This is a genomic window from Burkholderia sp. AU28863, from assembly GCF_002223195.1.
Classification (GTDB): Bacteria; Pseudomonadota; Gammaproteobacteria; order Burkholderiales; family Burkholderiaceae; genus Burkholderia; species Burkholderia sola.
The window spans coordinates 892,217-916,546 of sequence record NZ_NKFE01000004.1 but is presented as its reverse complement, the minus strand read 5'-3'; the positions used below and the strand labels follow the sequence as shown (position 1 = coordinate 916,546).

The window sequence follows — 24,330 nt, the reverse complement described above, 5'->3', positions numbered from 1 at the left end:
GGGTCAGTACAGGCTCGGCTCGCCGGGCGGGCGCGTCTTGAAGCGCTTGTGCACCCAGTAGTACTGCTCGGGCATCAGCGGAATCTGTTCTTCGAGGAATGCGTTCATCCGCCGCGCGTCGAGATCGTCGTCGCCGGTCGGGTAGTGATCCCACGGCTTGAATACCTTCAGACGGTAGCCCTTGTAGTTCGGCAGCACCTCGCCGATGAACGGCACGACCTGCGCGCGGCCCGTCTTCGCGAGCCGGCCGACGGCCGTCAGCGTGCACGCCGGCACGCCGAAGAACGGGACGAACGTCGAGTTGCGCAGCCCGTAGTCCATGTCGGCGCCGAGCATCACCGGCTTGCGGTCGCGCAGCCAGCGCAGCACGACGCGCGCGCTGTCCGCGCGGCCGACCATCTCGGCGTCGAAGCGTCCGCGCGCCTTCTTTGCTTCTTCCTCGAGCACCGCGTTCGAGAACGGCTGGTAAAGCGATCCGCAGCGGCGGTGCAGCGAACGGTTCAGCCAGATCGAGCCGGCCTCGATGCCGACGAAGTGCAGGCCGAGGAACAGCGTCGGCGGCAGGTCGGGATCGTCGAGATCGACCGCGCTGTCGACCTGGATCAATTTCGCGAGCTTCTTCTCCGAGCCGAACCACTGGACGCTGCGCTCGACGTAGCTGCGGATCGCATGACGGAAATGCTGGCCGGCCACTTCCTCGCGCCGCGCGTCGCTCCAGTCGGGGAAGCAGAGTTTCAGATTCGTATGTACGATGCGCTTTCGCCGGCTGGGGATCTGATACAGCAGCCAGCCGAGGCCATCGCCGAACCGTGCGGTCAGACCGTATGGCAGCAGGGCGAGCAGCTTCAGCAAGCCGATGGCGAGGTGCGTGCCGAGGCGGCCTAGCATGCGGAATCTCCGTAGGGCCGGCTGGCCGGCACGTTGCGAACAGGGTGGTAAGACAGCGGAAGATGCAGCACGGGCGGCGCTCTGTGACAATTCATGAAAGCCGCTATAATACGGGCTTCGCCGAGTTAACTGACAACTTGCGGGGCGAAGCCGGCTGGCGCGACACACGCCGCCCGGTCCTGGTAATCCGCTAAAGCGTCGCCGCTTCAGGCCCAACGAAGCTGGCTACGTGAAACCAACCGTAACCACACAGGAGCCTGAAAAAGTGGCAAACGATTATCTCTTCACGTCCGAATCCGTCTCCGAAGGCCATCCGGACAAGGTCGCGGACCAAATCTCGGACGCGATTCTCGACGCCATCCTCGAGCAGGACAAATACTCCCGCGTTGCGGCCGAAACGCTGTGCAACACGGGTCTCGTCGTGCTGGCCGGTGAAATCACCACGACCGCCAACATCGATTACATCCAGATCGCGCGCGATACGATCAAGCGCATCGGCTACGACAACACCGACTACGGCATCGACTACAAGGGTTGCGCGGTGCTCGTCGCGTACGACAAGCAGTCGCCGGACATCGCGCAGGGCGTCGATCGTGCACACGACGACAACCTCGATCAAGGCGCGGGCGACCAGGGCCTGATGTTCGGCTATGCGTGCGACGAAACGCCGGAACTGATGCCGCTGCCGATCTACCTGTCGCACCGCCTCGTCGAGCGCCAGGCCAGCCTGCGCCGCGACGGTCGCCTGCAATGGCTGCGTCCGGACGCGAAGTCGCAGGTCACCGTCCGCTACGTCGACGGCAAGCCCGATTCGATCGACACCGTCGTGCTGTCGACGCAGCATGCTCCGGACATCGAGCTGCCCGCGCTGCGCGAAGCGGTGATCGAGGAAATCATCAAGCCGACGCTGCCGGCCGACCTGATCAAGGGCGACATCAAGTTCCTCGTGAACCCGACCGGCCGGTTCGTGATCGGCGGCCCGCAGGGCGATTGCGGCCTGACCGGCCGCAAGATCATCGTCGACACGTACGGCGGTGCCGCACCGCACGGCGGTGGCGCGTTCTCGGGCAAGGATCCGTCGAAGGTCGACCGTTCGGCTGCGTATGCCGGCCGTTACGTCGCGAAGAACATCGTCGCGGCCGGCCTCGCGTCGCGCGCGCTGATCCAGGTGTCGTACGCGATCGGCGTGGCCGAGCCGACCTCGGTGATGGTCAACACGTTCGGCACGGGCCGCGTGTCGGATGCGGTGATCACGAAGCTCGTGCGCGAGCATTTCGACCTGCGTCCGAAGGGCATCATCAAGATGCTCGACCTGCTGCGCCCGATCTACGAGAAGACGGCAGCTTACGGCCACTTCGGCCGCGAAGAGCCGGAATTCTCGTGGGAAGCGACCGACAAGGCGCTCGTGCTGGCCGAAGCGGCCGGCGTGGAGCCGACGGCACGCGTCGCGTAAGCGTCGTCCGCCTGAAATGAAAAACCCCGGCCTGGCCGGGGTTTTTTTATGGGTCGAGCGCCGAGGCAACGGTGGCGATCGGGCGGACAACGCCCGCCGGGCACACGCTCAACGCGCGCCGAACCCGAACCAGCCGTTGCTGGCCGCGAGGCGGCGCGGGCGGTTGATGCGGCGCTGCGGGCCGAGCTTGCGGCGCAGCGCGAGCGCGCGCAGCGACGACGGTTTTTGCAGCAGCGAGCGCAGGCCGGCGCGGCGAGCGAATGCCTGCGCGCTCATCATCGAGAAAAACGCGTGGAACCACGCACGGATGCCGTCCAGCCGGCTGTGCGCGTGCGTACGTTCGGCCAGCGCCTGCGTCCGTGCGCGGTGATGGCGCAGCGAGCGGGCGGGAGCGGACGGCACGACGCGCTTCGCAGCGCGGTTGAAACGGGAAGTCAGACGGAATGGCATGTGAACGATGCTTCGCTTGTATGGTGGCGCCCTGCAGAGCGCACTGGTATGAACGGCCTCGGATGACGCAACGGATCTTATCGAAACCCGTTGCGCGCCGCGCCCGCCAGAATTGACAGGCCGCGTCAGGCTACAGGGGATTCGTGACGGGCAAAAGTCGCGATAAACCCTTGTGCCGCAAGGCGTGTGCCGCCTACCGCCTGTCGCTGAGGCAGGCGCCGCGCCGCACAGTTCCCTTGCGCTGGATCAAATCCGCGATTGGCATGCCCCTGCGCACGACAATGGCGCTGTTCGCGATATCCGGCGCCGATTTACAATCGTCACATTCACACAATAAACGTCTGGCATCCCATGTCGTCTCCATTGCAGTCGGAATCGATCCGCGCGCAAGTCGCGGAATTGCGCGAGCGCGGCTTCGTCGTCGCGCGCGGCCTCGTCGGCGAAGCGCAGTGCGCGGCGCTCAGGCAGATCGCGGAGCGCCAGTTGCGGGAGGCTGCCGAGCCGATCGAGTTCGAGGCCGACCTGCGCTATCCGGGCGCGCCCGAGTCGAAGCATGCGCCGGGCGGGCATACGGTGCGACGGCTGCTCGATGCGTACTCGCGCGATCCGGCGTTCGCCGAGCGCGCGATCGCGCCCGAAATCGGCGCATGGATGCGTGAGTATTTCGGTGAAGAGCCGGTGCTGTCGCGCGCGCATCACAACTGCATGATGACGAAGCACCCGGCGTACGGCAGCCTGACCGGCTGGCATCGCGATTTCCGCTACTGGGCGTTCGAGCGTCCGGACATGGTGTCGGTGTGGCTCGCGCTTGGGCCCGAAACCAACGAGAACGGCGCGTTGTGGCTCGTGCCGGGTTCGCATACGGCCGAATTCGGGCCGGAAGCGTTCGACGACGCGAAGTTCTTCCGCAGCGATCTGCCGGAAAACCGCAGGATGATCGACGCGGCCACGTGCCCGTCGCTGCAGACGGGCGACGTCGTGTTCTTCCACAGCAACACGCTGCATTCGGCCGGGCAGAACCGTTCCGACCAGGTGAAGTTCTCGCTCGTGTACACGTATCACGGCGCGAGCAACCGGCCGTTGCCCGGCACGCGCTCGGCGTCGAAGCCGGAAGTGCAGTTCTAGGCGCCGGGCAGCCGGCGAAGCGGCCGCGATCACGTAATGCGGCGCATCGCGGGCGAATGAAGCAACGGGCGGCCTGGCCGCCCGTTTCGTTTGGTGCGGCCCGCGCGCGTGGCGCGGGCTGGATGTGCGTCGCGATGCGTCTCGATCAGCGCTTGCCGCCCGGCATCGCGAGGCCGATCAGGCCGACGAACGACGCGACGGCGCCGCCGACGATCAGCAGGATCGTCTTCGTCGCCGGCGAGCCGGTGAAGAAGCGCGACACGTTGTCGTTGATCGAATGGAACGACTGGCCGCCGAAATACAGCAGCACGACGCCGCCGACGAGCAGTGCAACCGAGATGACCCGGGACATACCAACCTCGCTGAAACGGTGATTCGAGACGCCGCAGTGTAGGCGAGCGCCGCGGTCGCGTCCATCGCCGTGCCGCCGTGCATGATCCGGCCGCTTTCGCTACCATAGTCGTCGTATGACTTCTTCGCCGCCGTCGCGCCATGGGCGCGGCGGGCGCGCGTCCCTTCCCCCGATGTCCTGACGGAACAGACTCATGGCCTACGAAGCAGCTTCCGAACGTTATGCCGGCATGCAATACCGCACCTGCGGCCGATCCGGGCTACAACTGCCCGCCCTGTCGCTCGGCCTGTGGCACAACTTCGGCGATTCGACGCCGATCTCGACGCAGCGCGAGATCCTGCGCACCGCGTTCGACCTCGGCATCAACCACTTCGACCTCGCGAACAACTACGGGCCGCCGTACGGCAGCGCCGAAACCAACTTTGGCCGACTGCTGAAGGAGGATTTCCGGCCGTATCGCGACGAGCTGCTGATCTCGACGAAGGCCGGCTGGGACATGTGGCCGGGGCCGTACGGCAGCGGCGGCGGATCGCGCAAATACGTGCTCGCGAGCCTCGACCAGAGCTTGCAGCGGATGGGGCTCGACTATGTCGACATCTTCTACTCGCACCGTTTCGACGCACATACGCCGCTCGAGGAAACGGCGGGCGCGCTCGCGTCGGCGGTGCAGCAGGGCAAGGCGCTCTACATCGGCATTTCGTCGTACTCGGCCGCGAAGACGCGCGAGATGGCCGCGCTGCTCGCGCAATACAAGGTGCCGCTGCTGATTCACCAGCCGTCGTACAACATGCTGAATCGCTGGATCGAAGAGGATCTGCTCGACACGCTCGACGACGTCGGCGCGGGCAGCATCGCGTTCACGCCGCTCGCGCAGGGCCTGCTCACGTCGAAGTACCTGAACGGCGTGCCGGCCGACGCACGCGTGAACAAGCCGGGCGGCGGCTCGCTGAAGCAGGACCACCTGAGCGCGGACAACCTCGAGCATGTGCGCAAGCTCAACGCGATCGCCGAACGGCGCGGGCAGAGCCTTGCGCAAATGGCGCTGGCGTGGGTGCTGCGCAACGGCCGCGTGACGTCCGCGCTGATCGGCGCAAGCCGGGCGGAGCAGGTGCGCGAGAACGTCGGTGCGTTGAGCAATCTCGAATTCTCCGCTGAGGAACTCGCGGAGATCGATCGTTACGCGACGGAAGGCGGCATCAATCTGTGGGAAAAGCCGTCCACCGATCAGGCGATCTGACCGGAAGGCGATACGGGATGCGAAACATCGCGTGCCGTATCGCCCACGCGCAGGCCGTCCGTTGCCTCGCTGCGGTGCAGCGAGGCACGTCACGCGTGAGTGTGATGGCGCTAGATCAGCGCAGGCAGGCCTTCAACGAGCAGCACCGCGACGCCGACGCCGAGAATGACGCCGAGTACGCGCAGCAGGTTGTGACGGAACTGAGTGGCGCACGGCACCGCGCCGAGAAATAGCGCTCCGGCCAGCGCCATCGGAATCAACAGGATGAAGTCGCCGATCGTGAAATAGGTCGTCATGCGTGTCTCCAGTGTCGGCCGAAGTGGGCGCGTCAGCGCTTGCCCGGGCTCCATCCTTGCCGGATGTCGGCCGAAGTCGGCGCACGTTCGCTCACCCCGGTCCCATGCCGGGCGTTTCTAGTTGGTCCGGCCCGTCGTGCGCAGGCCGGTCAATTCGAGTATAGGCAACCGGCGGCGTTTTTCGCTATCCGAACCATTAAAAATCAGCGGAAAGCCCCGGGAATCGCGCGTTTTTCATGCAAACAAGACGAACGCCTTGCGCGTATCTTTCCCGTTCCTTTCGGTTTTCGCGGAATCGTCGTATGTGTCCGATGCGGGCCGCCGCACCCGCGCGTGGCGGCCCGCCCGCTTACGCGCCGTCGGGTTGCGGGCGGCCGGCCGGCGCGCGAAACACGAGCGCGAGCCCCGCGATGATCGCGCCCATGCCGGCGAGCGCGAGCGGCTCGGGCCGGTTGCCGAGCCACGCGGCATCCATCAGCGTGGTGACGACGGGCACGAGATAGAACAGGCTCGTCACGTTGACGAGATCGCCGCGCTGCATCAACCGGTAGAACAGCAGCTGCGCGATCACCGAAATCACGATGCCGAGCCACAGCAGCGGCACGACGAACGCCCAGCTCATATCGAACGATACCGGCCGGAACGGCACGATCGCGACGCACAGCGCGAGGCCGATCGCATTCTGCAGCGGCAGCACGTCGGCAGGCGCCGCGCGTACGCGCTTTTGCAGCAGCGACCCGACGGTCAGCGCGACGAGCGCCGTGAGCGCGCACGCGATGCCGGCAGCCGACAGGCCGCCCGTCCCGCCGCTCACGCCGCGGCCCACGACGAGCGCGAGGCCGGCGAGCGACAGCGCGAGTCCCGCGATGCGCACGGGCTGCCAGCGACGCTCGACGATCGCGAGCGTGAGGATCGGCTGCACGCCGAGGATCGTCGCGAGCACGCCGGGCGCGATGCCGCGCTCGAGCGCGAGCAGGTAGAAGATCGAATAGCCGCCCATCATCAGCAAGCCGGTCAGCGCGGCCATGCGCCGCTCGCCGCGCGGCGGCAGCCAGCGTTTGCGCATGAAGGCCAGCGCGAGCAGCACGAGCGATGCGAGCGCGAAACGGGCAGTGAGAAAGGCGAACGCGGACGCGTGACGCAGACCGAGTTCGGCGAAGATTGCGCCGCTGCTCCACAGCAGCACGAAGAGCGACGTCGCGCCATGCGCGGCGAGCGCGCGTTTGAACGAAACCATGTGAATCCACCTGTCGAACGGATCGAAACGTTCCATTCGCGCGCACGGCTACACGCCGCGCGTCATGACGCACGTACCCGCAGCCAACGGAGCGAATGGAGGACGAAAACGGATGCCGGCGAGTCAGCCGGCGCGTGCCGCCGAAGGGGGCGGCGCGGCGCAGACGAGCGGCGGTGCGACAGGGGGAGGAAGGACCGACGGATGCACGCACGCCTGCGGCCGCGAGTCGAACTGCGGCCGGGATTTTGCGAGGGCGGACGTGAGCGGATGCATCGTGTCGGAATGCGGTTGAACGCGAATGAAAGCCAAAGGTACAGCAAGGCAGCGGTCGAGCGCAACAGCTGTCGGCGGCTGCGCATCGCGGGCGATGGTGTCGTGTCGATGCAGGCCGACGCCGGGGCGCCGGCCGCTGCGCACGCAAGCATTCGACGAACGGAAGAAAGCGATCGCCATGCGACGCGCGCGATGCGATGTCGGCGTGGTCGACGGGCGTGCCCCGATGATCCCGCACGGGCGATGCGAAGCGGTACGTCTATTGCGTCGATCACATGCGCGCGGCGGCGCCGGGCGGTTTCGGTGGGCAGTCACATTCGACAGGGTATGATGGGGGTAACCGGGCGGGCAAGTGCGTGTCCGGCGCAGTGGTTGATTGGAGACATTCGACGAATTCGCGGCACTTCGCCTGCTTCTTCTTCTTTTCGCGCTTCGATAAACCGTGAACAATGGGATCACGCGCAACGCTCCGCCGAGAGCGGCGCGGATCGCGCATTTGCCGGCTCGCCAGCGGGCCGGGTTTCAAGATTCAAGAGTGGGGAACCATCATGCATATCGGGTCGATTGTCTGCACTACCCATATCGCGGTGCCGAAGGGCGCGCGCGGCATCGTCCAGCGCATCCTGGGCGACATGGCCATGGTGACCTGGTACGCGGGCGTGCCGGGTGAGTCGAAAGAACTCAACACCGAGCCGTTCTTTCTCGAGGACCTGATCGACACCGGCGAATCCGTTCTGCCGGCCGGCGCGGCGCTTCACTAGGGCTGTTCACGCGAATAGCGGGCTTGCGAACGCGCCTTTCCGCCCGTCCCCCAAGGAGACTTCCTTCGGGCGCAGGCAAGAAGAGAGGAGGCGCAATAGCCGTAGCTATTGCAACGACGAACGACGCCGCCATGCGGGCGCAAAGGCGCGTTCCCCTGTTTGGAAAATTCGTTCGTGGGGCCAGCGCAAGCTCGTCATTTGCGTGAACAGGCCCTGGCACATCGCACCGGACGCTCGTCTTTCGGTCCGGCTGGCGGCACAATGCGGGGCATGACAGACGCCACTTCCGCTCCCGCTTCTCCCGCCAGCCCGCCGTTCGCCGGCCTCACGCCCGAATGCGTGCTCGATGCGCTCGACAGCGTGCTGATGCCGGCCGGCCTGCGCACCGACGGGCGCCTGCTCGCCCTCAACAGCTACGAAAACCGCGTCTACCAGGTCGGCATCGAAGACGGCCCGCCGGTCGTCGCGAAGTTCTATCGCCCGGCGCGCTGGTCCGACGACGCGATCCTCGAAGAGCATGCGTTCGTCGCCGAACTCGCCGCGCGCGAGATTCCGGCGGTGCCCGCGCGAGCCTTCGACGGCCGCACGCTGCACGCGTTCGACGGCTTCCGTTTCTCGATCTTCGAGCGGCGCGGCGGCCGCGCACCCGATCTCGACCGCAGCGACACGCTCGAATGGCTCGGCCGCTTCATCGGCCGCATCCATGCGGTCGGCGCGACCGAGCCGTATGTCGCGCGCCCGGTGCTCGACATCGGCACGTTCGGCTACGAGCCGCGCGACTACCTGCTCGCGCACGATTTCATTCCGGATGACGTAAGACCGGCGTACGAGACCGCGGTCGCGCTGGCGCTCGAAGGCGTCGAGGCCGCGTTCGCGCGCGCCGGAGAGATTCGCCTGCTGCGCACGCACGGCGACTGTCATCCGAGCAACGTGCTGTGGACCGATGCCGGCCCGCATTTCGTCGACTTCGACGACAGCCGGATGGCGCCGGCCGTGCAGGATCTGTGGCTGCTGCTGCCGGGCGATCGCGAAGGCGCGTCGCGCGCGCTGGCCGACCTGCTCGCCGGCTACGAGGATTTCTGCGAATTCGAGCCGCGCGAGCTGCATCTGGTCGAAGCGCTGCGCACGCTGCGGCTGATCCACTACGCGGCGTGGCTCGCGCGGCGCTGGGACGATCCGGCGTTTCCGGCCGCCTTCCCGTGGTTCAACACGCATCGTTACTGGGAAGCGCGCGTGCTCGAATTGCGCGAGCAGATCGGCGCGATGCAGGAAGGGCCGCTCTGGCCCGTGTGACGTGTGACGGCTGCATGCGCGGCATCCATGCCGCGCGGCAGGTTGGCCGGGGCCGCGGCGCGACGCGCACGGCCCGTTCCGCTCAGAACTTCAGCATCAGCTTGATCAGCGCGGCGAAGCGCTTGCCGTACGGCGGCGCGAGCAGGTTGCGCGCGTTCAGCCGCGCCTGCGTGAGCACCGGCTTCATCTTCGAGAACGTCACGAAGCCATCGTAGCCGTGATACGCGCCCATGCCGCTCGCGCCGACGCCACCGAACGGCAAGCTGCCGCACGCGATGTGCATCAGCGTTTCGTTGACCGTGACGCCGCCCGAGACCGTTTCGCGCATCACGCGGTCGATCGTGCCGCCGTCCTCGTCGAACAGGTACAGCGCGAGCGGACGCGGGCGCGCGTTGACGTACGCGATCGCTTCGTCGAGCCGCTCGTACGGCACGAGCGGCAGCAGCGGCCCGAAGATTTCCTCCTGCATCAGTTGCGACGCGGCCGGCACCTGTGTGACCGCGCACGGCACGAAGCGGCGCGACGCGGGATCGGACTGCGCGTCGGATAGCGGATGCAGCTGCGCGCCGGCGGCCTGCGCCTCGCTCGCCAGTTGCTGCAGGCGCGCGTAGTGACGCGGCGACACGATCGTCGTGTAGTCGCCGTTGGTCGACAGGTCCGGATACAGCTTCGCGAAGCGGGTCCGCGCGCGTTCGATGAACGCGCCTTCCATGCCGCGCGGCAGCAGCACGTAGTCGGGCGCGATGCAGGTCTGGCCGGCGTTCAGCGTCTTGCCGGCGACGATCGCGTCGACGGCCGCGTCGAAGCGCGCATTCGGGCCGACGATCGCCGGCGATTTGCCGCCAAGCTCCAGCGTGACGGGCGTCAGGTTGTCGGCGGCCGCGCGCATCACGTGGCGGCCGACTTGCGTCGAGCCGGTGAACAGCAGATGGTCGAACGGCAGCGCGCTGAACGCGGCGCCGACTTCCGCGTCGCCGTTCACGACCGCGACGTGGTCGCGCGTGAAGGTCTTGCCGATGAGCTGCTCGAACAGCGCCGACGTGCGCGGCGTCAGTTCGGACATCTTGATGATCGCGCGGTTGCCGGCGGCGAGCGCGCAGATCAGCGGGCCCGCGGCGAGCAGCACCGGGTAGTTCCACGGCACGACGATGCCGACCACGCCGAGCGGTTGCGGCATCACCTTCGCGCGCGCCGGGCGCAGCCACTTGTTCATCGGCTTGCGGACCGGCTTCATCCAGCGCTTGCCGTGCTTCAGCGCGTCGTCGATCTCTTCCTTCGCCATCCAGATTTCCGACAGCAGCACTTCCTGCTTCGCGCGATGGCCGAAGTCGGCGCTGATCGCGTCGGCGAGTGCATCCGCGTGATCGATCAGCATCGTGCGCAGCGCGCGCAGGTGCTGCGCGCGCGTGTCCCATGCCGGGTACGGTGCGCGCAGGTACGCCGCGCGCTGGTCGTGCAGCAGCGACGTCAGCGCATCGACCGACGGCAGTGCTTGCGGGGCCAGTTCGGGCAGGTCGTTCTTCATGTCGTCTCCTCCAGTTGGGCCTGGCCGATCGGCCGGCCGTCACGCCGCACGCGCACGCTCGGCGAGCACGGCGACGCGGATCGGGTGATGCGTGTCGCATGGCGCGGGGCCGGATGCGACGGGTACGCGAAAACCGGTTTCAGCACGTGGCAAGCGTCGTATCCGCGCGACGGTGTCCGCGTCGGAACGTCGTGCCGCACGGTATGCGCATACGAGCCGATACGGTGACGCGCGCGCACGCGATGCCGTCTTGCGACCGTCTGCCGGTGCACCGCGGCAGCGCAGCGCGACAGATCCGCGACGGCGCGGCGCCGCGCATCGTGCGGCGGCGGCGACACACCGTCCAAACGGTCGGCGACGACACGTGCCGTTCGATTTCGACCGACTGCGCGCATGACGCCGTGCATCGTCGCGCGGGCCGTCGTTTGAAATGAAATGCGAACCGCGCGCGCGACCGCCGGATTCATCGGGCCGGCACGCGGCGTGCAGGCGCTGGCGCTGCATCGTCGTTCCTCCCGTTTCGCGACGAATCGGCTTCTCGTGGCCGGTGCATCGCGCGACGCGACTCGATACATCTTAAATTTAGTTCACGCGGGCGTTTAGAGGAATCGCTCTTGAATCGGCGCGCCGCGCACGGGACGGCCATTCCTACAATGCCCGAACACAAGAGGAGACGCGGTCGCGCGGCGGTGCCGGGCGCCTTCCATGACACGACGGAGACGTGACATGCAATACGACTACATCATCGTCGGCGGCGGCTCGGGCGGCTCGAGCCTAGCCGGCCGTCTCGCCGATGCCTGCCCCGATGCGACGATCGCGCTGATCGAGGCCGGCTCGCATACGGAGCGCAACCTGCTCGTCAACATGCCGGTCGGCATCGCGGCGCTGGTGCCGTTCAAGCTCGGCACCAACTACGGCTACGAGACGGTGCCGCAGCCCGGCCTTGGCGGGCGGCGCGGTTACCAGCCGCGCGGACGGGGGATGGGCGGCTCGAGCGCGATCAACGCAATGATCTACACGCGCGGCCATCCGGGCGACTACGACGAGTGGGCGCAGCTCGGCGCGACGGGCTGGGGCTGGCAGGACGTGCTGCCGTATTTCCGCCGCGCGGAAGGCAACGAACGCGGCGCGGACGCATGGCACGGCGCGGACGGCCCGCTGTCGGTGTCGGATCTTCGCTTTCGCAATCCGTTCTCCGAACGATTCATCCAGGCCGCGCACGCGGCCGGCTATCCGCTGAACGACGACTTCAACGGCGCGACGCAGGAAGGCGTCGGCTTCTATCAGGTCACGCATCGCGACGGCGCGCGCTGCAGCGTGGCGCGTGCATACATCTACGGCCGCAACCGGTCGAACCTGCACGTGGTCCCCGATGCGACGGTGCTGCGCGTCGGCTTCGACGGCAAACGCGCGGTCGGCGTCGTCGTGTCGCGCAACGGGCGCGTCGAGACGCTCGGCGCGCGCGCGGAAGTGGTGCTGTCGGCCGGCGCGTTCAATTCGCCGCAATTGCTGATGTGTTCGGGGATCGGCCCGGCCGAGCAATTGCGCCGGCACGGGATCGCGGTCGTGCACGATGCGCCGGACGTCGGCGCGAACCTGATCGACCACATCGACTTCATCATCAATACGCGCGTGAATTCGTCGGAACTGGTCGGCGTGTGCCTGCGCGGCATCGCGAAGATGACGCCGGCGCTCGTGCGCTATTTCTCGCGCCGCACGGGGATGATGACGAGCAACGTCGCGGAGGCCGGCGGCTTCATCAAGAGCGATCCGTCGCTCGCGCGTCCCGACCTGCAACTGCATTTCTGCACGGCGCTCGTCGACGATCACAACCGCAAGATGCACTGGGGCTTCGGCTATTCGCTGCACGTGTGCGCGCTGCGGCCGTTCAGCCGCGGCACGGTCGCGCTCGCGAGCGGCGATGCGCGCGACGCGCCGCTGATCGACCCGCGCTTCTTCAGCGATTCACGCGATCTCGACCTGCTGGTGCGCGGCACGCAGGCGATGCGCCGCATCCTGTCGCAGGCGCCGCTCGCGTCGCAGGGCGGGCGCGAGCTGTACACGCGGCCGGACCAGAGCGAAGCGGAGCTGCGCGCGACGATCGTCGCGCATGCGGACACGATCTATCACCCGGTCGGCACCTGCCGGATGGGCTCGGATGTGCGGGCGGTCGTCGATCCGCAACTGCGCGTGCGCGGCGTCGACGGGCTGCGGGTGGTGGATGCGTCGGTGATGCCGACGCTGGTCGGCGGGAACACGAATGCGCCGTCGGTGATGATCGGCGAACGCGCGGCGGACTTCATCGTCGCCGCGCGCAGGGGCGGTGTGCCGCGCGGCGAGGCGGCCGCGGCGGTGCACGGCCGATAAGCGGTGGGCAGCGGTCGGCCCGGCGATGCCGGGCCGATTTCTCGCCGAGGCTCTGTGCCAACGCCGACCGTGACTTGCTACGGCAACTGCGCCATCGCTCGATCAAGAAAGGTTGGTGGCAAACTGATTCGGCCGAGTTCTTGCTCTTCGGCGTACATCAGTGCGCGCTCCTTCCAATAAAGGCTCACCGGGAGGCCAGACGTGTCCCGATACGTTCGTTCGGCAAGGAGACGCTTTCCCTCCTTGTCGTACAGTCTAAGGACGATCGTATTCCGAAAATAGCAGTATCGAGCTAGATAACTTCCGTCCGGAGAGTGTTCGCTGTCTCGCGTGTCTGGCTCGCAACTCGCACGCCGCTGCGCATCCTTCCAGTAGCCCCACACAAATCCAAGGGCGACGATGACGGCAACTGCCGTGAAGGTACGTCGAATTAAAATCCTGACCTCCTGCTCAATGGCGCCGCCCCAGTCGCCTGGATTGGACAGGATCGAGTGCAGCAATCGAACGAGAGAAGCGAGTGTGACGATGGGTAAGGTCGCAACCAGAAGGATTGCCATTAGGGCAATGCCGGCTTCGTTGACGATTGTGCTCATGCGAATCGAAGTTGAATGGGTTGCCGCAACGTTATATAGCGGTAATCGGAAAATATGACAAAGTCACCACCACGCTGGTGGTGCCGCTGCCATTGGCGAAACGAGCTATTTCGAACGGGATAGTAGACGTTCTCTCGAACCCGAATGTCGCCAACGGCAACGGGGTAATCTATCCATGGAATACCGGCAATCCCGGCGCCCCCCGCGGCCGGCACAATAACCACACCGCGACGATTCCAGTGTCCGAGGTACTGAGATGGCAGATTTGCGTCCGTAGTGAATGTGTAATTGTCTTTGATGTAAACGATGATGGAGATGATCGTAACGTGACTGGCATTGTGGTTAAATTTTGCATAACCGATTGCCGCGTAAAAATTAAAGGAGCCAAGCGCACCAGTCAGGTCATCAGGTATTCCGCTCCCGCGCACTCGTTGAGAAATGAAGGTTTCAATTTTTTGGCTGAGCGAGCTTTCCACTCCGGCGCGCTGGAACTGGAAGCGCTTGTGCAACTCGTTCAAATCTCCTTTGCAAAGGTCGAGGGCATCAATTTCTCGATATGATGCCCTCAGCGAGAACAGTGCTTTGCCAATCGATTCTAGTGACTTCGAGGTGTGTAAATATTCAATCTGTTGTAGGGCTTCATACTGTTCCTTCGCTCGCTTGTATTTCAGTACCCAATCGAGTTTCACTGTTTTCGTGTCGTACATGTCAGATGGGTATGGCTTGCCATCCTGATTGATGTTTGTCACCTCGTCGCGATTATTTTGCGAATAATTTAGCGCGCCAGAGAACCATCGCTCCATCAATCTTGCCGATATCGGCATCAGCAGTTTGCGCATGGCATCGGGAATTTCCTGAATATCAAACGGCGGTACGACTTCCTTCTTTTTTCGACTGGAGCAGGTTCAGGGGCTTTCGACGGTTCGGGCGTGTTCAGCCATGTCTTGAAGCGCGAGAACGCGTCGGCCATTCGTGCAATGTCATCGACCATCTTGTCCAGCGGATCGAACTGCGGCGGGCTGGATGCAGGCTTGGGTAGGGCAGTCTTCGGTTCCGGTTGTTTTGGCAGCGGAGGCGGAGCCAGGTCCATCGATAGCGCGAGATCGGGAACAATCCTGCAGCCGTCCACACCGTCGCGAAGTCTCCATTGCCAAATCAACTTGCTTGCTGCGTAGTATGGGATTTTCTCGTTCGCCATTAATTGTCGAAATGTCGAAGATCGTTTGCGAATCGTTTATCGAGTGTGGATCTTTAAGAGTCCAATAATCTATTCGAAATCCCGAGTAGCCACCATGCTCCCGGCGCGATTGCCCTTTGCGGGGAAGTAGCGAATCGCATGTCTCTCGGAGCGATCGAATGCTCGGCCGCCGCCTTCGATGAGCGCGCCGATGATGGCGAAAAGGTGGGTTGGTGCCCTATACGTGTTCTTCATCCGGGTTTCCCTTCTCGACAGACGAATCAAGTTTGCTACGCGTAAATTTGCGTGAACTAGAAAGGAGAAGCAATCAGACGAATTCGAAATTGCCATTAATAACGACGTGGCCGTCGGTGAAGGCCGGTGCCGGGTTCGCATGGATCATGCTGCTCAGAACTTTGCAGTCTTGCGGCGCATCTGTTTGAACCTGCGCAAGGTAGATAAAGCCACGAAGGCCGGCATCAAGAATCGGCGGCCCAGGCCGGGGCCAGCGATGCTTACCGCGCTGCCATTCTACGTTTGTGACATTTCATGCGATTGCCCCTGCGAAATTGAGCCCATTGCAAATGGGTCGACCCTGAACGAACAGGCGCATGGCAAAGGCAAGGAGGGGGCAGATCGGTCGAGGTTTCCGGCACTCGCTTATTGTCGCGAGCCAAGCGTCTGGGGCGGTTGAGCCAGCCGAAGCTGCGCTCGGCCCCCTCCGGCGGCCGGCGCGCGCTCGTGATTGGCGGGGCACGCCCTAGGCAAACGTATCGACGAGGCCGGCGCGGCTCACGCGCGCGGCGACCGGTGCGGATTGCGCGGCGTCGACGGGTGCATCGACGGCTGACGGTCCGCCGTTCCCGCGTCGCGACGACTGGCCGCCGGCGAAGGCCTGCTGCGGGTTTTGCTGCTGTTGCTGCGAAGCGAGGCCGCCGTCGCTGACGGTCGCGCTGCCGAGCCCGAGCCCGCCCGCTTCCATCGCTTCGCGCAGCTTCGGCAGCGCGGCTTCGACCGCGTCGCGCACCTGCGCGTGCTGCGACACGAACAGCGCGTGCGCATGGTTGTCCGCGACGCGCAGCACGACCTGCAGCGGCCCGAGATCGGGCGGGTTGAGCGTCAGCTCGGCGCTCTGCTGGTGCGCATTCGACAGGAACACCACTTTCTGGCTCAGCGCGTCCGTCCAGTCGGCCGTGCCGACGTGCGGCGCGAGCACGTGCGCGTTGGCGGCGGCGATCGCCCCGGCGGCTGGCGACAGTTGCAGGTTCGCCTGCGCGGCGGCGGTGGCCGCGGCGCCGGCGGCGAGCGTCGCGCTGGCGGCCGGGTCCGTCGCGTTGCCGGCCGCCGCGAGCGCGTGCTGGGCGCCGGACTGCGCGTTCGCGTCGGCCTGCAGCGTCTGCGCGGTGATCTGTGTCGGCGTCTGCTGGGTGGCGAGCGCGCCTTTCGCGTCGGCGAGCGTGCGGTCGAACGTCGGCACTTTCGGCGTCAGCGGCGCGGCGGCGTTCGACGTGGTCGTGGCCGGCGCCGTCGGCGTGGCGGCGGCGGCGGTCGCGCCGGTCGCGGGCATCGCAATCGCGTTCGCACCACCCGTCAGCTTGGCGAGCGCCGCTTGCAGCGCGTCGCGGCTCGATGCCGGGTCGGTCGGTTGGGCGGCCGCCTCATGGGCTGCATGATTGGCGAGCGTCGCCGTGGCGTCCGGCTGGCCGGACACAGCTGTCTTTTGAGTCGCGGCCGCGGCAGCAACGGCCGCAGCCGTCGCCGCGTCGGCCGGCGTCGCGATGTCCGGGCGCGCCTGCAATTGCGCCTGAACGGCCGCGGCGGCCGCGAGTGCGGCGGCGTCGGGATTGGCGGTGGCGGTGTTCGCGGTGGTGTCGTCGGTCGCCGTGTCGTCGTCCGTGCCGGACGGCTTCGCACCGGCGGCCGGCTTCGACGCAGCCTGTTGGGTCGGCACGTCGGGCGTACCGGCGTCGGCCGTGTCGCCTCGCGTGGCGACGCTTTGCTTCAGCGTTTGTGCGAACGGCACGGCGCTCGTGGCGGCCGACGCATCGTTGGCGGCGGACGAACCCGAGCCGCGGGCGGCCTTGAGTGCGGCGCCGGCGGTGTCGAGCAGCGCGCCGAGCAGGGGCAGGGGAGGCATGACGGTTCTCTCGTTCGAATGCGGTGGTCGGTTACGACGAACGGGCCGCGTCGGCCCGCATGCGCAGGATCTTCGCGGCGTGTTCGTCGGCGTCGCGCTGTTCGCGCCGGGCGTCGCGCTTCGCTTCCTGCGCGACGCCGCGCGCCTGCAGGATTTCATACGAGCCGACGGTACGTTTCTTCTGCTGCCAGTTCGGGCGCGCCTCGTCGATGCGGACTTCGGCCGCGGCGAGCACGGTGCGCTGCTGCGCGATCGCGGCATCGAGCGTGTCGATGAACGCCTGGAAATTGCGCCAGTTCCCCGCCGGCATCCCGCTTTGCGCGGATTGCGCGAAGCGCGCGTGATATTCGTCGCGGTAGCGCAGCAGCGCGTCGAGCTGTTCGGCTGCCGCGGTGCGGTCGCGCTGCGCGGTGCCGAGCTGCTTCGCGGCCGAGTCGAGGTCGTCCTGCGCGCGGTCGAGCAGCAGCTGAAGGGGAAAGCCGTGGGCCATCGGGATCAGCCTCCGTAAGCGTCGAACAGCGCATCGAGCGCAGTGAGGCTCGATGCGAACGGCGCGCATTCGCGAAAGCCCTGCTGCAGGAACGCCTCGATGCGCGGGTAGAGCGCGATCGCGCGGTCGAGCTGCGCGTCGCGGCCGGGTGCGTAGGCGCCCACTGCGATCAGGTCGCGATTGCGCTGGTAGCGCGACAGCATCTGCTTGAACTGCCGCACGTGGTCGAGGTGCGTTTCGTCGATCAGCGCCGTCATCGCGCGGCTGATCGACGCCTCGATGTCGATCGCGGGATAGTGGCCGGCCTCGGCGAGCGCCCGCGACAGCACGATGTGGCCGTCGAGGATCGCGCGCGCCGAATCGGCGATCGGGTCCTGCTGGTCGTCGCCTTCGGTCAGCACCGTGTAGAACGCGGTGATCGAGCCGCCGCCTTCGGGCCCGTTGCCGGTGCGCTCGACGAGCGCCGGCAGCTTCGCGAACACCGACGGCGGATAACCCTTCGTCGCGGGCGGCTCGCCGATCGCCAGCGCGATCTCGCGCTGCGCCATCGCGTAGCGCGTCAGCGAATCCATCAGCAGCAGCACGTGCTTGCCCTGGTCGCGGAAATACTCGGCGAGCGACGTCGCGTACGCGGCGCCCTGCATCCGCAACAACGGCGACACGTCGGCCGGCGCCGCGACGACGACCGAGCGCGCGAGTCCGTCCTCGCCGAGGATCTGTTCGATGAATTCCTTCACTTCGCGGCCGCGTTCGCCGATCAGCCCGATCACGATCACTTCCGCGCTCGTGTAGCGCGCCATCGTGCCGAGCAGCACCGACTTGCCGACGCCGGAGCCCGCGAACAGGCCCATCCGCTGACCGCGGCCGACGGTGAGCAGCGCGTTGATCGCGCGCACGCCGACGTCCAGCACGTGGTGGATCGGTTCGCGATCGAGCGGGTTGATCGACGGCGCCGACAGCGGCGCATCGACTTTCGACGCGAGCGGGCCGAGGCCGTCGAGCGGGCGGCCCGACGCGTCGACGACGCGCCCGAGCATCTCCCAGCCGACCGGCAGCCGCTTCGCGCCCGCGAGCGGGTCGGCGACGGGCGCGCTTTCGCGCGGCCACACGCGTGCGCCGGGCAGCACGCCGGCGACGTCGGTGGTCGGCATCAGGAACAGGCGATCGCCGGCGAAGCCGACGACTTCGGCTTCCGCGTGCGGCAGCGTGCTGCCGGGCGGCAGTTCGATCGTGCATTCGGCGCCGACCGACAGGCGTAGCCCGATCGCCTCGAGCACGAGGCCGGCCGCGCGCGTGAGGCGCCCGCACGGCCGCAGCGGCAGCGCGTGGCGGCTGCGCGCGGCAAGCCCGTTCAGATGCGTGCGCCAGTGCGCGAGATGCGGATTGTGCGGCGCGCGCGGGGCGGCGGCGATGCCGGCGGCCGCGGGGTCCGGCGTGGCATCGTGCGCGGCCGCCGGCCCGAACGACGCGAGTGCGAGCTCGCGTTCGAGCGGCGTCATGCCGTCGTGCGCGAGCGCGTCGGGTGAGCGCGTCACCACGTGCTCACCTTGCCGATCGCGGCGGCGACGCGCTGCCAGCGCGTGGGCAGCGTCGCGTCGACCTCGCCGGTCGCGGCGTGCGCGCGGCAGCCGCCGCGCTCGATCGACGCGTCGGTGCGCACGTTCCAGCCGAGCGTGTCGAGATCGTCCTGCAGATACGCTTCGACGACGGGCAGATCGGCCGGATTGACCGCGAGATGCGGCGCGCCGGACAGCGCGGGTTCGGCCGCGAGCACGTCGCGCACGGCGGCGACCAGCGCGGCCGGGTCGTGCTTCACGTGCTGGCGCACGACCTGCTGCGCGATGTCGAGGGCGAGCTGCGCGAGGTCGGACGCGAGATCGTGTTCGACGGTCGCTACGGCTTCGCGGAACGACGCGGCGAGCGCCGCGAGCTGCGCGGCCTGTTCGCGTGCGTCGGCCTGGCCGGCCTCGAATCCCTGTTCGCGGCCCTGCTCGAAACCGGCCTGGTAGCCGCGCGCCTGGCCTTCGACGTGGCCGGCCGCATGGCCTTCGGCGTGCGCGGCGTCGCGCACGCGCTGCAGTTCCTCGGCGAGCGCCGCGGCGGCGGCGGCCGCGTCGTCGGGCGGCGGCGGGGGCGGCGGCGGGTCGAACGACGCCATCTCCCACCGCTGGTACGCGGTGAGGGTGCCCACGCGATCGCTCGCCGAATCAGACATACGCGTCTTCCGCCTTGCCGCCGATCGCGATCGCGCCGCTCTCGGCCAGGTTGCGCACGATCTGCAGGATGCGGCGCTGCTGCGTCTCGACGTCGGACACGCGTACCGGGCCGCGCGCGTCGAGATCCTCGGCGAGCAGCTCGGCCGCGCGCTGCGACATGTTCGCGAGGAACTTCTGGCGCAGCGCGGGCGGCGCACCCTTCAGCGCGATGATCAGCGTTTCCGACTCGACTTCCTTGAGGATCATCTGGATCGCGCGATCCTCGAGGTCGAGCAGGTTCTCGAACACGAACATCTGGTCGATGATCTTCTGCGCGAGATCGGCGTCGTACTGGCGCACGCTTTCGAGCACGCCTTCCTCGTGCACGCTCGTCATGAAGTTCAGGATCTCGGCCGCGGTGCGGATGCCGCCCATCGGGCTGCGCTTCAGGTTGTCGCTGCCGGACAGCAGGCCCGTCAGCACGTCGTCGAGCTCGCGCAGCGCGGCCGGCTGGATGCCGTCGAGCGTCGCGATCCGCAGCAGCACGTCGTTACGCAGCCGTTCGGTGAAGCACGACGCGATTTCGGAGGCCTGGTCGCGGTCGAGGTGCACGAGGATCGTCGCGATGATCTGCGGATGCTCGTTCTTGATCAGTTCGGCCACCGCGGCCGAATCCATCCATTTGAGGCCCTCGATGCCGCTCGTGTCGCTGCCCTGCAGGATGCGGTCGATCAGCACGCCGGCCTTGTCCTCGCCGAGCGCCTTCGTCAGCACCGAGCGGATGTACTCGTTGGAATCGAGCGACAGCGCGGTGTGCTGCTCGGCTTCCTTCACGAACTCCTGCAGCACGTCCTCGACCTGCTCGCGCGTGACGTTCTTCAGCGCGGCCATCGCCACGCCGATCTTCTGGACCTCGCGCGGCGCGAGGAACTTGAATACCTGCGCGGCCTCTTCCTCGCCGATCGACATCAGCAGCAGCGCGCTCTTGGTCAAGCCTTCAGCGTTCATCGGACACCCAGTTCTTCACGACGGTGGCGACGATCTTCGGATCCTGGCGGGCGATCGTGCGCGCGTAGTCGAGGTTGCGTTCGTAGCGGTTCTTCTCGTTTTCGAAGCCCAGCAGCAGCGGATCGGGTTCGTCGGCCGCCTTCTCCAGCGCGGGCAGGCCGTCGAGCGCGACCGTGTCTTCCGGCGCCGCGAGCGCCGGCGCGGCCGGCTCGGGCGGCGGGAACGCGCGCCGCATCGCCGGGCGCACGAACATGAAGTAGAGCGCCGCCGCGGCCGCCGCGATGCCGAGCCACTTCGCGGCTTCCTTCGCCATCGCGATCACGTCGGGCTGGCGCCACCACGGCAGGTCGGCGTACGGGTCGCTCGCGGTCGAGAACGCGCTGTTCACGACGTTCACCGAGTCGCCGCGCTTCGCGTCGTAGCCCATCGCATCCTTCACGAGCTGTTCGACCTGCGCGAGCTTCGCGGGCGGCAGCGGCTGCATCGTGACGTGGCCCTTCGCGTCGGCGACCGGCTGGTAGTTGACGACGACCGCGACCGACAGCCGCTTCACGCTGCCCATCGGCTGTTCGGTATGGCGGATCGTCTTGTCGAGCTCGTAGTTGGTCGTCTGGTCCTTGCGGTCGCTGACCGGCGTGGTCTGCGGCGCGTTCTGGCCGTTGCCGGCGACGATCGGCGCGGAAGCCGGCTGCGGCGGCGTGTTCGACAGCGCGCCCGGCACGCCCGACGCGCCGCCCTGCGCGAGCTCGGTCGAGCTGCTGGTCTGCTGGCTGCGGATCGCGGATTGCTGCGGATTGCCGTTCGGGCCGTAGCTTTCGGACGTCTGCTCGATCTTCGAGAAATCGAGATCCGCGCTGACCTGCGAGCGCGCGTTGCCGGCGCCGAAGATCGGCGCGAGGATCGCGTCGATGCGCTTCTGCGTGTTGTGCTCGACCTGCTGCACGTACTTGAGCTGGCTTGCGTCGAGGCCGGACGCGGACGCGGTCTGGGTCAGCAGGTTGCCGTCCTGGTCGACGATCGTCACGTTCTTGGCCGGCATGTCGGGCACGCCGGACGACACCATCCGCGTGATCGCCTGCACCTGGCCCTCGTCGAGCACGCGGCCCGGGTAGAGGTCGACGAACACCGACGCGCTCGGCGCTTCCTTGTCGCGCACGAACACCGACGGCTTCGGGATCGCGAGATGCACGCGCGCGCCGCGCACGGCGTTGATCGATTCGATGGTGCGTTGCAGCTCGCCTTCGAGCGCGCGCTGGTAGTTGATCTGCTCGGCGAACTGGCTGATGCCGAATTTCTGGTTGTCCATCAGCTCGAAGCCGACCGAGCCGCCCTTCGGCAGCCCCATCGCGGCGAGCTTCAGGCGCGTCTCGTGCACCTGGTTCGACGGCACGAGGATCGCGCCGCCGGCATCGGCGAACTTGTAGGGGACGTTTGCCTGCTGGAGCGCGGCGATGATCGCGCCGCCGTCGCGGTCCGACAGGTTGCTGTACAGCACGCGGTAGTCGGGGGCCCGGCTCCACAGCACGAGCGCGGTGATCGCGGCGATCGCGAATGCGACGGCGATCACGAACGGCAGCTTCGGGTTGCCCTTCATCCGCGAGATGCCGGGAATGCGTTCGGCGAAGCCGCCAAGCCCGAAGTCCGCGCCTGCGCCGCCCGCGCCCGGCAACGCGGCGGCCGCGGCGGCGCCTGGCGCCGGGCTGAGGCCCGCGCGGGCGTCTGGGTTGATCAGCGAGTTGGCCTGCGAATCCATGCGTCGAGTTTCTCCGGAGCGGGACGACTGAGCTCGCTCGGACGAGCGGGCGGACAATGACACGATGCGATTATCGTGACCCGCGGCGCACTCCGATCGTCCGAAAAGAGCGGGGTTTCCCCCGTACTTTCGCGGCTTTGACGCGCGCCGCGCTGCTATCCTTTTTCGCGATCCGGCATGGTGCGCGTGGTGCGGCGCCGGCGGGTCGCCCGGTGCGTCCGGGTCTCTTCTCTATGTCTGGGGACAGCATGACTGCGAACGTCAGCGGAATCGGTTCGGTGTTGCAACAGATGCAGTCGATGGCCGCGCAGGCGTCCGGCGGCGTCGCGAGCCCGACGGCGGCGCTGGCCGGCTCGGGCGCGGCGACGGCCGGCACGTTCGCGAGCGCGATGAAGGCGTCGCTCGACAAGATCAGCGGCGACCAGCAGCACGCGCTCGGCGAGGCGAAGGCGTTCGAGGTCGGCGCGCCGAACATCTCGCTGAACGACGTGATGGTCGACATGCAGAAAGCCAATATCGGCTTCCAGTTCGGGCTCCAGGTCCGCAACAAGTTAGTGAGTGCTTACAACGACATCATGCAGATGTCCGTGTGAGGGGCCGTCACGCGACGGGCATCCGGGGCGGGCATTCGGGGACGGCTAACCGGCGACGGGCATCCAGGGACAGTTCCGGGCTTGCGCAACGGGGCCGGCGAGCCGGCATCGGACGCCCGGCGGCAGCCCCGCGCACCTAAAGCTTTTCAAATCCCTTCCGATAACTCCGGTGAAAGCCGCACCGTGCGACACACGGCGGCGGTTCCCGACTAGCCAACGCAAATAACGAGGAGAAGCGCATGTTTTCCCCAGGACACGCTGGAGCCAGTGCGTACGCGCGTGTCGGCGTCGAGACCGGGGTGATGGGCGCCTCCCCGCACCGGCTGATCGCGATGCTGTACCAGGGCGCGCGGCAGGCGATCGCGCTGGCGCGCATGCATTTGCAGCAGGACAACGTCGCCGGGCGCGGCGAAGCGATCGGCAAGGCGATCCGGATCGTCGAGAGCGGCCTGCAGGCGTCGCTGAACCGCGACGCGGGCGGCGAGATCGCCGAACGGCTCAATGCGCTGTACGCGTATATCGGCCGGCGCCTGCTGGAAGCGAACGCGCAGGCGAGCGACGCGATGCTGGTCGAGGTCGACGGCCTGCTCGCGACGCTCGAGGAAGCATGGACGGGCATCGCCCCGGAAGTCGCGCGGATGGCCGCGCAACAGGTAGCGGAAGCATCACGATGAATCACAAGGCCGAATACTTCGCGCGTTACGAGGCGCTCGCCGCCGTGTCGGGCCGGATGCTGTGCGCCGCGCGCGGCGCCGACTGGAACGCGTTGCCGGAGTTGCAGGCCGAATTCATGCAGCTCGTCGACGGGTTGAAGGAGGCCGATCCCGGCGTCGTGCTCGACGAATCGGATCTCGGCCGCAAGCTCGACCTGATCCGCCGCATCCTCGCCGACGACGCCGCGATCCGCGATCTCGCGAGCCCGGACGTCGCGCGGCTGTCCGCGCTGTTCGAGGCGCGGCGCTCGACCCAGGTATTGACCGATCTCTATCGCGCGCGCGGGTAGGGCCGCGTGCCGGGCGACCGGCGCAAGGCGCCCGGGCCGGCGCCGCACGCGGCGCGCGCTGTTCCCGTGGGCGGCACCGGCGTGCCGTGCCCGGATTCGCAACCAGCTGGCTGAGGTGAGCAGG

The 24,330-nt window shown here is 67.2% G+C and carries 24 protein-coding genes; 9 read left to right on the top strand and 15 right to left on the bottom strand.

Annotated elements, in window-relative coordinates:
* Positions 1 to 3: 3 nt before the first annotated feature.
* Entirely contained in the window at positions 4 to 888 is an 885-nt protein-coding gene (gene lpxL, locus CFB81_RS15900; RefSeq protein WP_069618201.1) for a lauroyl acyltransferase LpxL, read from the bottom strand.
* A 265-nt stretch (positions 889 to 1,153) separates the two neighbouring features.
* On the opposite strand from lpxL, the gene metK reads away from it, so the two are divergent.
* Positions 1,154 to 2,341, top strand: a complete 1,188-nt coding sequence (gene metK / locus CFB81_RS15895; RefSeq protein WP_050017940.1) for a methionine adenosyltransferase — start codon at positions 1,154 to 1,156, stop codon at positions 2,339 to 2,341.
* Positions 2,342 to 2,449: 108 nt separating this feature from the next.
* On the opposite strand, the gene CFB81_RS15890 is transcribed toward metK, so the two are convergent.
* Positions 2,450 to 2,791, bottom strand: a complete 342-nt coding sequence (locus CFB81_RS15890) for a hypothetical protein (protein ID WP_069618200.1) — start codon at positions 2,789 to 2,791, stop codon at positions 2,450 to 2,452.
* Between the two features lie 351 nt (positions 2,792 to 3,142).
* Between CFB81_RS15890 and CFB81_RS15885 the strand changes: the two genes are divergently transcribed.
* Positions 3,143 to 3,916, top strand: a complete 774-nt coding sequence (locus CFB81_RS15885; protein WP_069618199.1) for a phytanoyl-CoA dioxygenase family protein — start codon at positions 3,143 to 3,145, stop codon at positions 3,914 to 3,916.
* Positions 3,917 to 4,061: 145 nt separating this feature from the next.
* On the opposite strand, the gene CFB81_RS15880 is transcribed toward CFB81_RS15885, so the two are convergent.
* Positions 4,062 to 4,268 carry a DUF3185 family protein gene (locus CFB81_RS15880; RefSeq protein ID WP_006477510.1) on the bottom strand — a complete coding sequence of 69 codons (207 nt, stop codon included), beginning with the start codon at positions 4,266 to 4,268 and terminating at the stop codon, positions 4,062 to 4,064.
* A gap of 193 nt (positions 4,269 to 4,461) precedes the next feature.
* On the opposite strand from CFB81_RS15880, the gene mgrA reads away from it, so the two are divergent.
* On the top strand, positions 4,462 to 5,505 hold the full coding sequence (gene mgrA / locus CFB81_RS15875) for an L-glyceraldehyde 3-phosphate reductase (protein WP_089435761.1): 1,044 nt from the start codon (positions 4,462 to 4,464) through the stop codon (positions 5,503 to 5,505).
* Positions 5,506 to 5,615: 110 nt separating this feature from the next.
* Here mgrA and CFB81_RS15870 read toward each other — a convergent pair whose 3' ends face one another.
* Both CFB81_RS15870 and CFB81_RS15865 read right to left on the bottom strand, forming a co-directional pair.
* The gene (locus tag CFB81_RS15870; protein ID WP_006482800.1) at positions 5,616 to 5,801 is read right to left on the bottom strand and encodes a hypothetical protein; all 186 of its coding nucleotides are present in this window, start codon (positions 5,799 to 5,801) and stop codon (positions 5,616 to 5,618) included.
* Positions 5,802 to 6,150: 349 nt separating this feature from the next.
* A complete protein-coding gene (locus CFB81_RS15865; RefSeq protein ID WP_069618262.1) occupies positions 6,151 to 7,038 on the bottom strand; it encodes a DMT family transporter in 888 nt (295 codons plus the stop codon).
* Between the two features lie 821 nt (positions 7,039 to 7,859).
* On the opposite strand from CFB81_RS15865, the gene CFB81_RS15855 reads away from it, so the two are divergent.
* Positions 7,860 to 8,072, top strand: a complete 213-nt coding sequence (locus CFB81_RS15855; protein WP_006477514.1) for a hypothetical protein — start codon at positions 7,860 to 7,862, stop codon at positions 8,070 to 8,072.
* A 270-nt stretch (positions 8,073 to 8,342) separates the two neighbouring features.
* On the top strand, positions 8,343 to 9,365 hold the full coding sequence (locus tag CFB81_RS15850; protein WP_084044199.1) for a serine/threonine protein kinase: 1,023 nt from the start codon (positions 8,343 to 8,345) through the stop codon (positions 9,363 to 9,365).
* 82 nt (positions 9,366 to 9,447) lie between these two features.
* Here CFB81_RS15850 and CFB81_RS15845 read toward each other — a convergent pair whose 3' ends face one another.
* On the bottom strand, positions 9,448 to 10,890 hold the full coding sequence (locus CFB81_RS15845) for a coniferyl aldehyde dehydrogenase (protein ID WP_069618196.1): 1,443 nt from the start codon (positions 10,888 to 10,890) through the stop codon (positions 9,448 to 9,450).
* Between the two features lie 726 nt (positions 10,891 to 11,616).
* Between CFB81_RS15845 and CFB81_RS15830 the strand changes: the two genes are divergently transcribed.
* Complete coding sequence (locus CFB81_RS15830; protein WP_089435759.1) at positions 11,617 to 13,257, top strand: GMC family oxidoreductase; 1,641 nt, start codon at positions 11,617 to 11,619, stop codon at positions 13,255 to 13,257.
* A gap of 77 nt (positions 13,258 to 13,334) precedes the next feature.
* On the opposite strand, the gene CFB81_RS15825 is transcribed toward CFB81_RS15830, so the two are convergent.
* From CFB81_RS15825 to fliF, 9 genes are all read right to left on the bottom strand, one after another.
* On the bottom strand, positions 13,335 to 13,850 hold the full coding sequence (locus CFB81_RS15825) for a hypothetical protein (RefSeq protein WP_089435758.1): 516 nt from the start codon (positions 13,848 to 13,850) through the stop codon (positions 13,335 to 13,337).
* A complete protein-coding gene (locus CFB81_RS15820; protein ID WP_256976178.1) occupies positions 13,847 to 14,689 on the bottom strand; it encodes a DUF6402 family protein in 843 nt (280 codons plus the stop codon). The genes CFB81_RS15825 and CFB81_RS15820 overlap by 4 nt, the downstream gene beginning before the upstream one ends.
* Complete coding sequence (locus CFB81_RS36565; RefSeq protein WP_256976176.1) at positions 14,674 to 15,048, bottom strand: hypothetical protein; 375 nt, start codon at positions 15,046 to 15,048, stop codon at positions 14,674 to 14,676. The genes CFB81_RS15820 and CFB81_RS36565 overlap by 16 nt, the downstream gene beginning before the upstream one ends.
* Positions 15,049 to 15,787: 739 nt before the next feature.
* On the bottom strand, positions 15,788 to 17,164 hold the full coding sequence (locus CFB81_RS15815; protein ID WP_089435757.1) for a flagellar hook-length control protein FliK: 1,377 nt from the start codon (positions 17,162 to 17,164) through the stop codon (positions 15,788 to 15,790).
* Positions 17,165 to 17,195: 31 nt separating this feature from the next.
* Positions 17,196 to 17,654 (bottom strand): flagellar export protein FliJ, encoded by a 459-nt coding sequence (gene fliJ / locus CFB81_RS15810; RefSeq protein WP_069618192.1) that lies wholly within the window; start codon positions 17,652 to 17,654, stop codon positions 17,196 to 17,198.
* A gap of 5 nt (positions 17,655 to 17,659) precedes the next feature.
* Entirely contained in the window at positions 17,660 to 19,153 is a 1,494-nt protein-coding gene (gene fliI, locus CFB81_RS15805) for a flagellar protein export ATPase FliI (protein WP_373452649.1), read from the bottom strand.
* A 32-nt stretch (positions 19,154 to 19,185) separates the two neighbouring features.
* The gene (gene fliH, locus CFB81_RS15800; protein WP_050014222.1) at positions 19,186 to 19,869 is read right to left on the bottom strand and encodes a flagellar assembly protein FliH; all 684 of its coding nucleotides are present in this window, start codon (positions 19,867 to 19,869) and stop codon (positions 19,186 to 19,188) included.
* Complete coding sequence (fliG, locus tag CFB81_RS15795; protein WP_050014223.1) at positions 19,862 to 20,857, bottom strand: flagellar motor switch protein FliG; 996 nt, start codon at positions 20,855 to 20,857, stop codon at positions 19,862 to 19,864. Before fliG ends, fliH begins: the two co-directional genes overlap by 8 nt.
* Complete coding sequence (fliF, locus tag CFB81_RS15790; RefSeq protein WP_089435755.1) at positions 20,847 to 22,610, bottom strand: flagellar basal-body MS-ring/collar protein FliF; 1,764 nt, start codon at positions 22,608 to 22,610, stop codon at positions 20,847 to 20,849. The genes fliG and fliF overlap by 11 nt, the downstream gene beginning before the upstream one ends.
* Before the next feature lie 248 nt (positions 22,611 to 22,858).
* On the opposite strand from fliF, the gene fliE reads away from it, so the two are divergent.
* The 3 genes from fliE to CFB81_RS15770 all read left to right on the top strand — a co-directional run bounded on the left by fliE (position 22,859) and on the right by CFB81_RS15770 (position 24,206).
* Entirely contained in the window at positions 22,859 to 23,203 is a 345-nt protein-coding gene (gene fliE / locus CFB81_RS15780; protein ID WP_006486991.1) for a flagellar hook-basal body complex protein FliE, read from the top strand.
* A 239-nt stretch (positions 23,204 to 23,442) separates the two neighbouring features.
* Entirely contained in the window at positions 23,443 to 23,877 is a 435-nt protein-coding gene (fliS, locus tag CFB81_RS15775; protein ID WP_089435754.1) for a flagellar export chaperone FliS, read from the top strand.
* On the top strand, positions 23,874 to 24,206 hold the full coding sequence (locus CFB81_RS15770; protein WP_069620973.1) for a flagellar protein FliT: 333 nt from the start codon (positions 23,874 to 23,876) through the stop codon (positions 24,204 to 24,206). Before fliS ends, CFB81_RS15770 begins: the two co-directional genes overlap by 4 nt.
* Positions 24,207 to 24,330 lie beyond the last annotated feature (124 nt).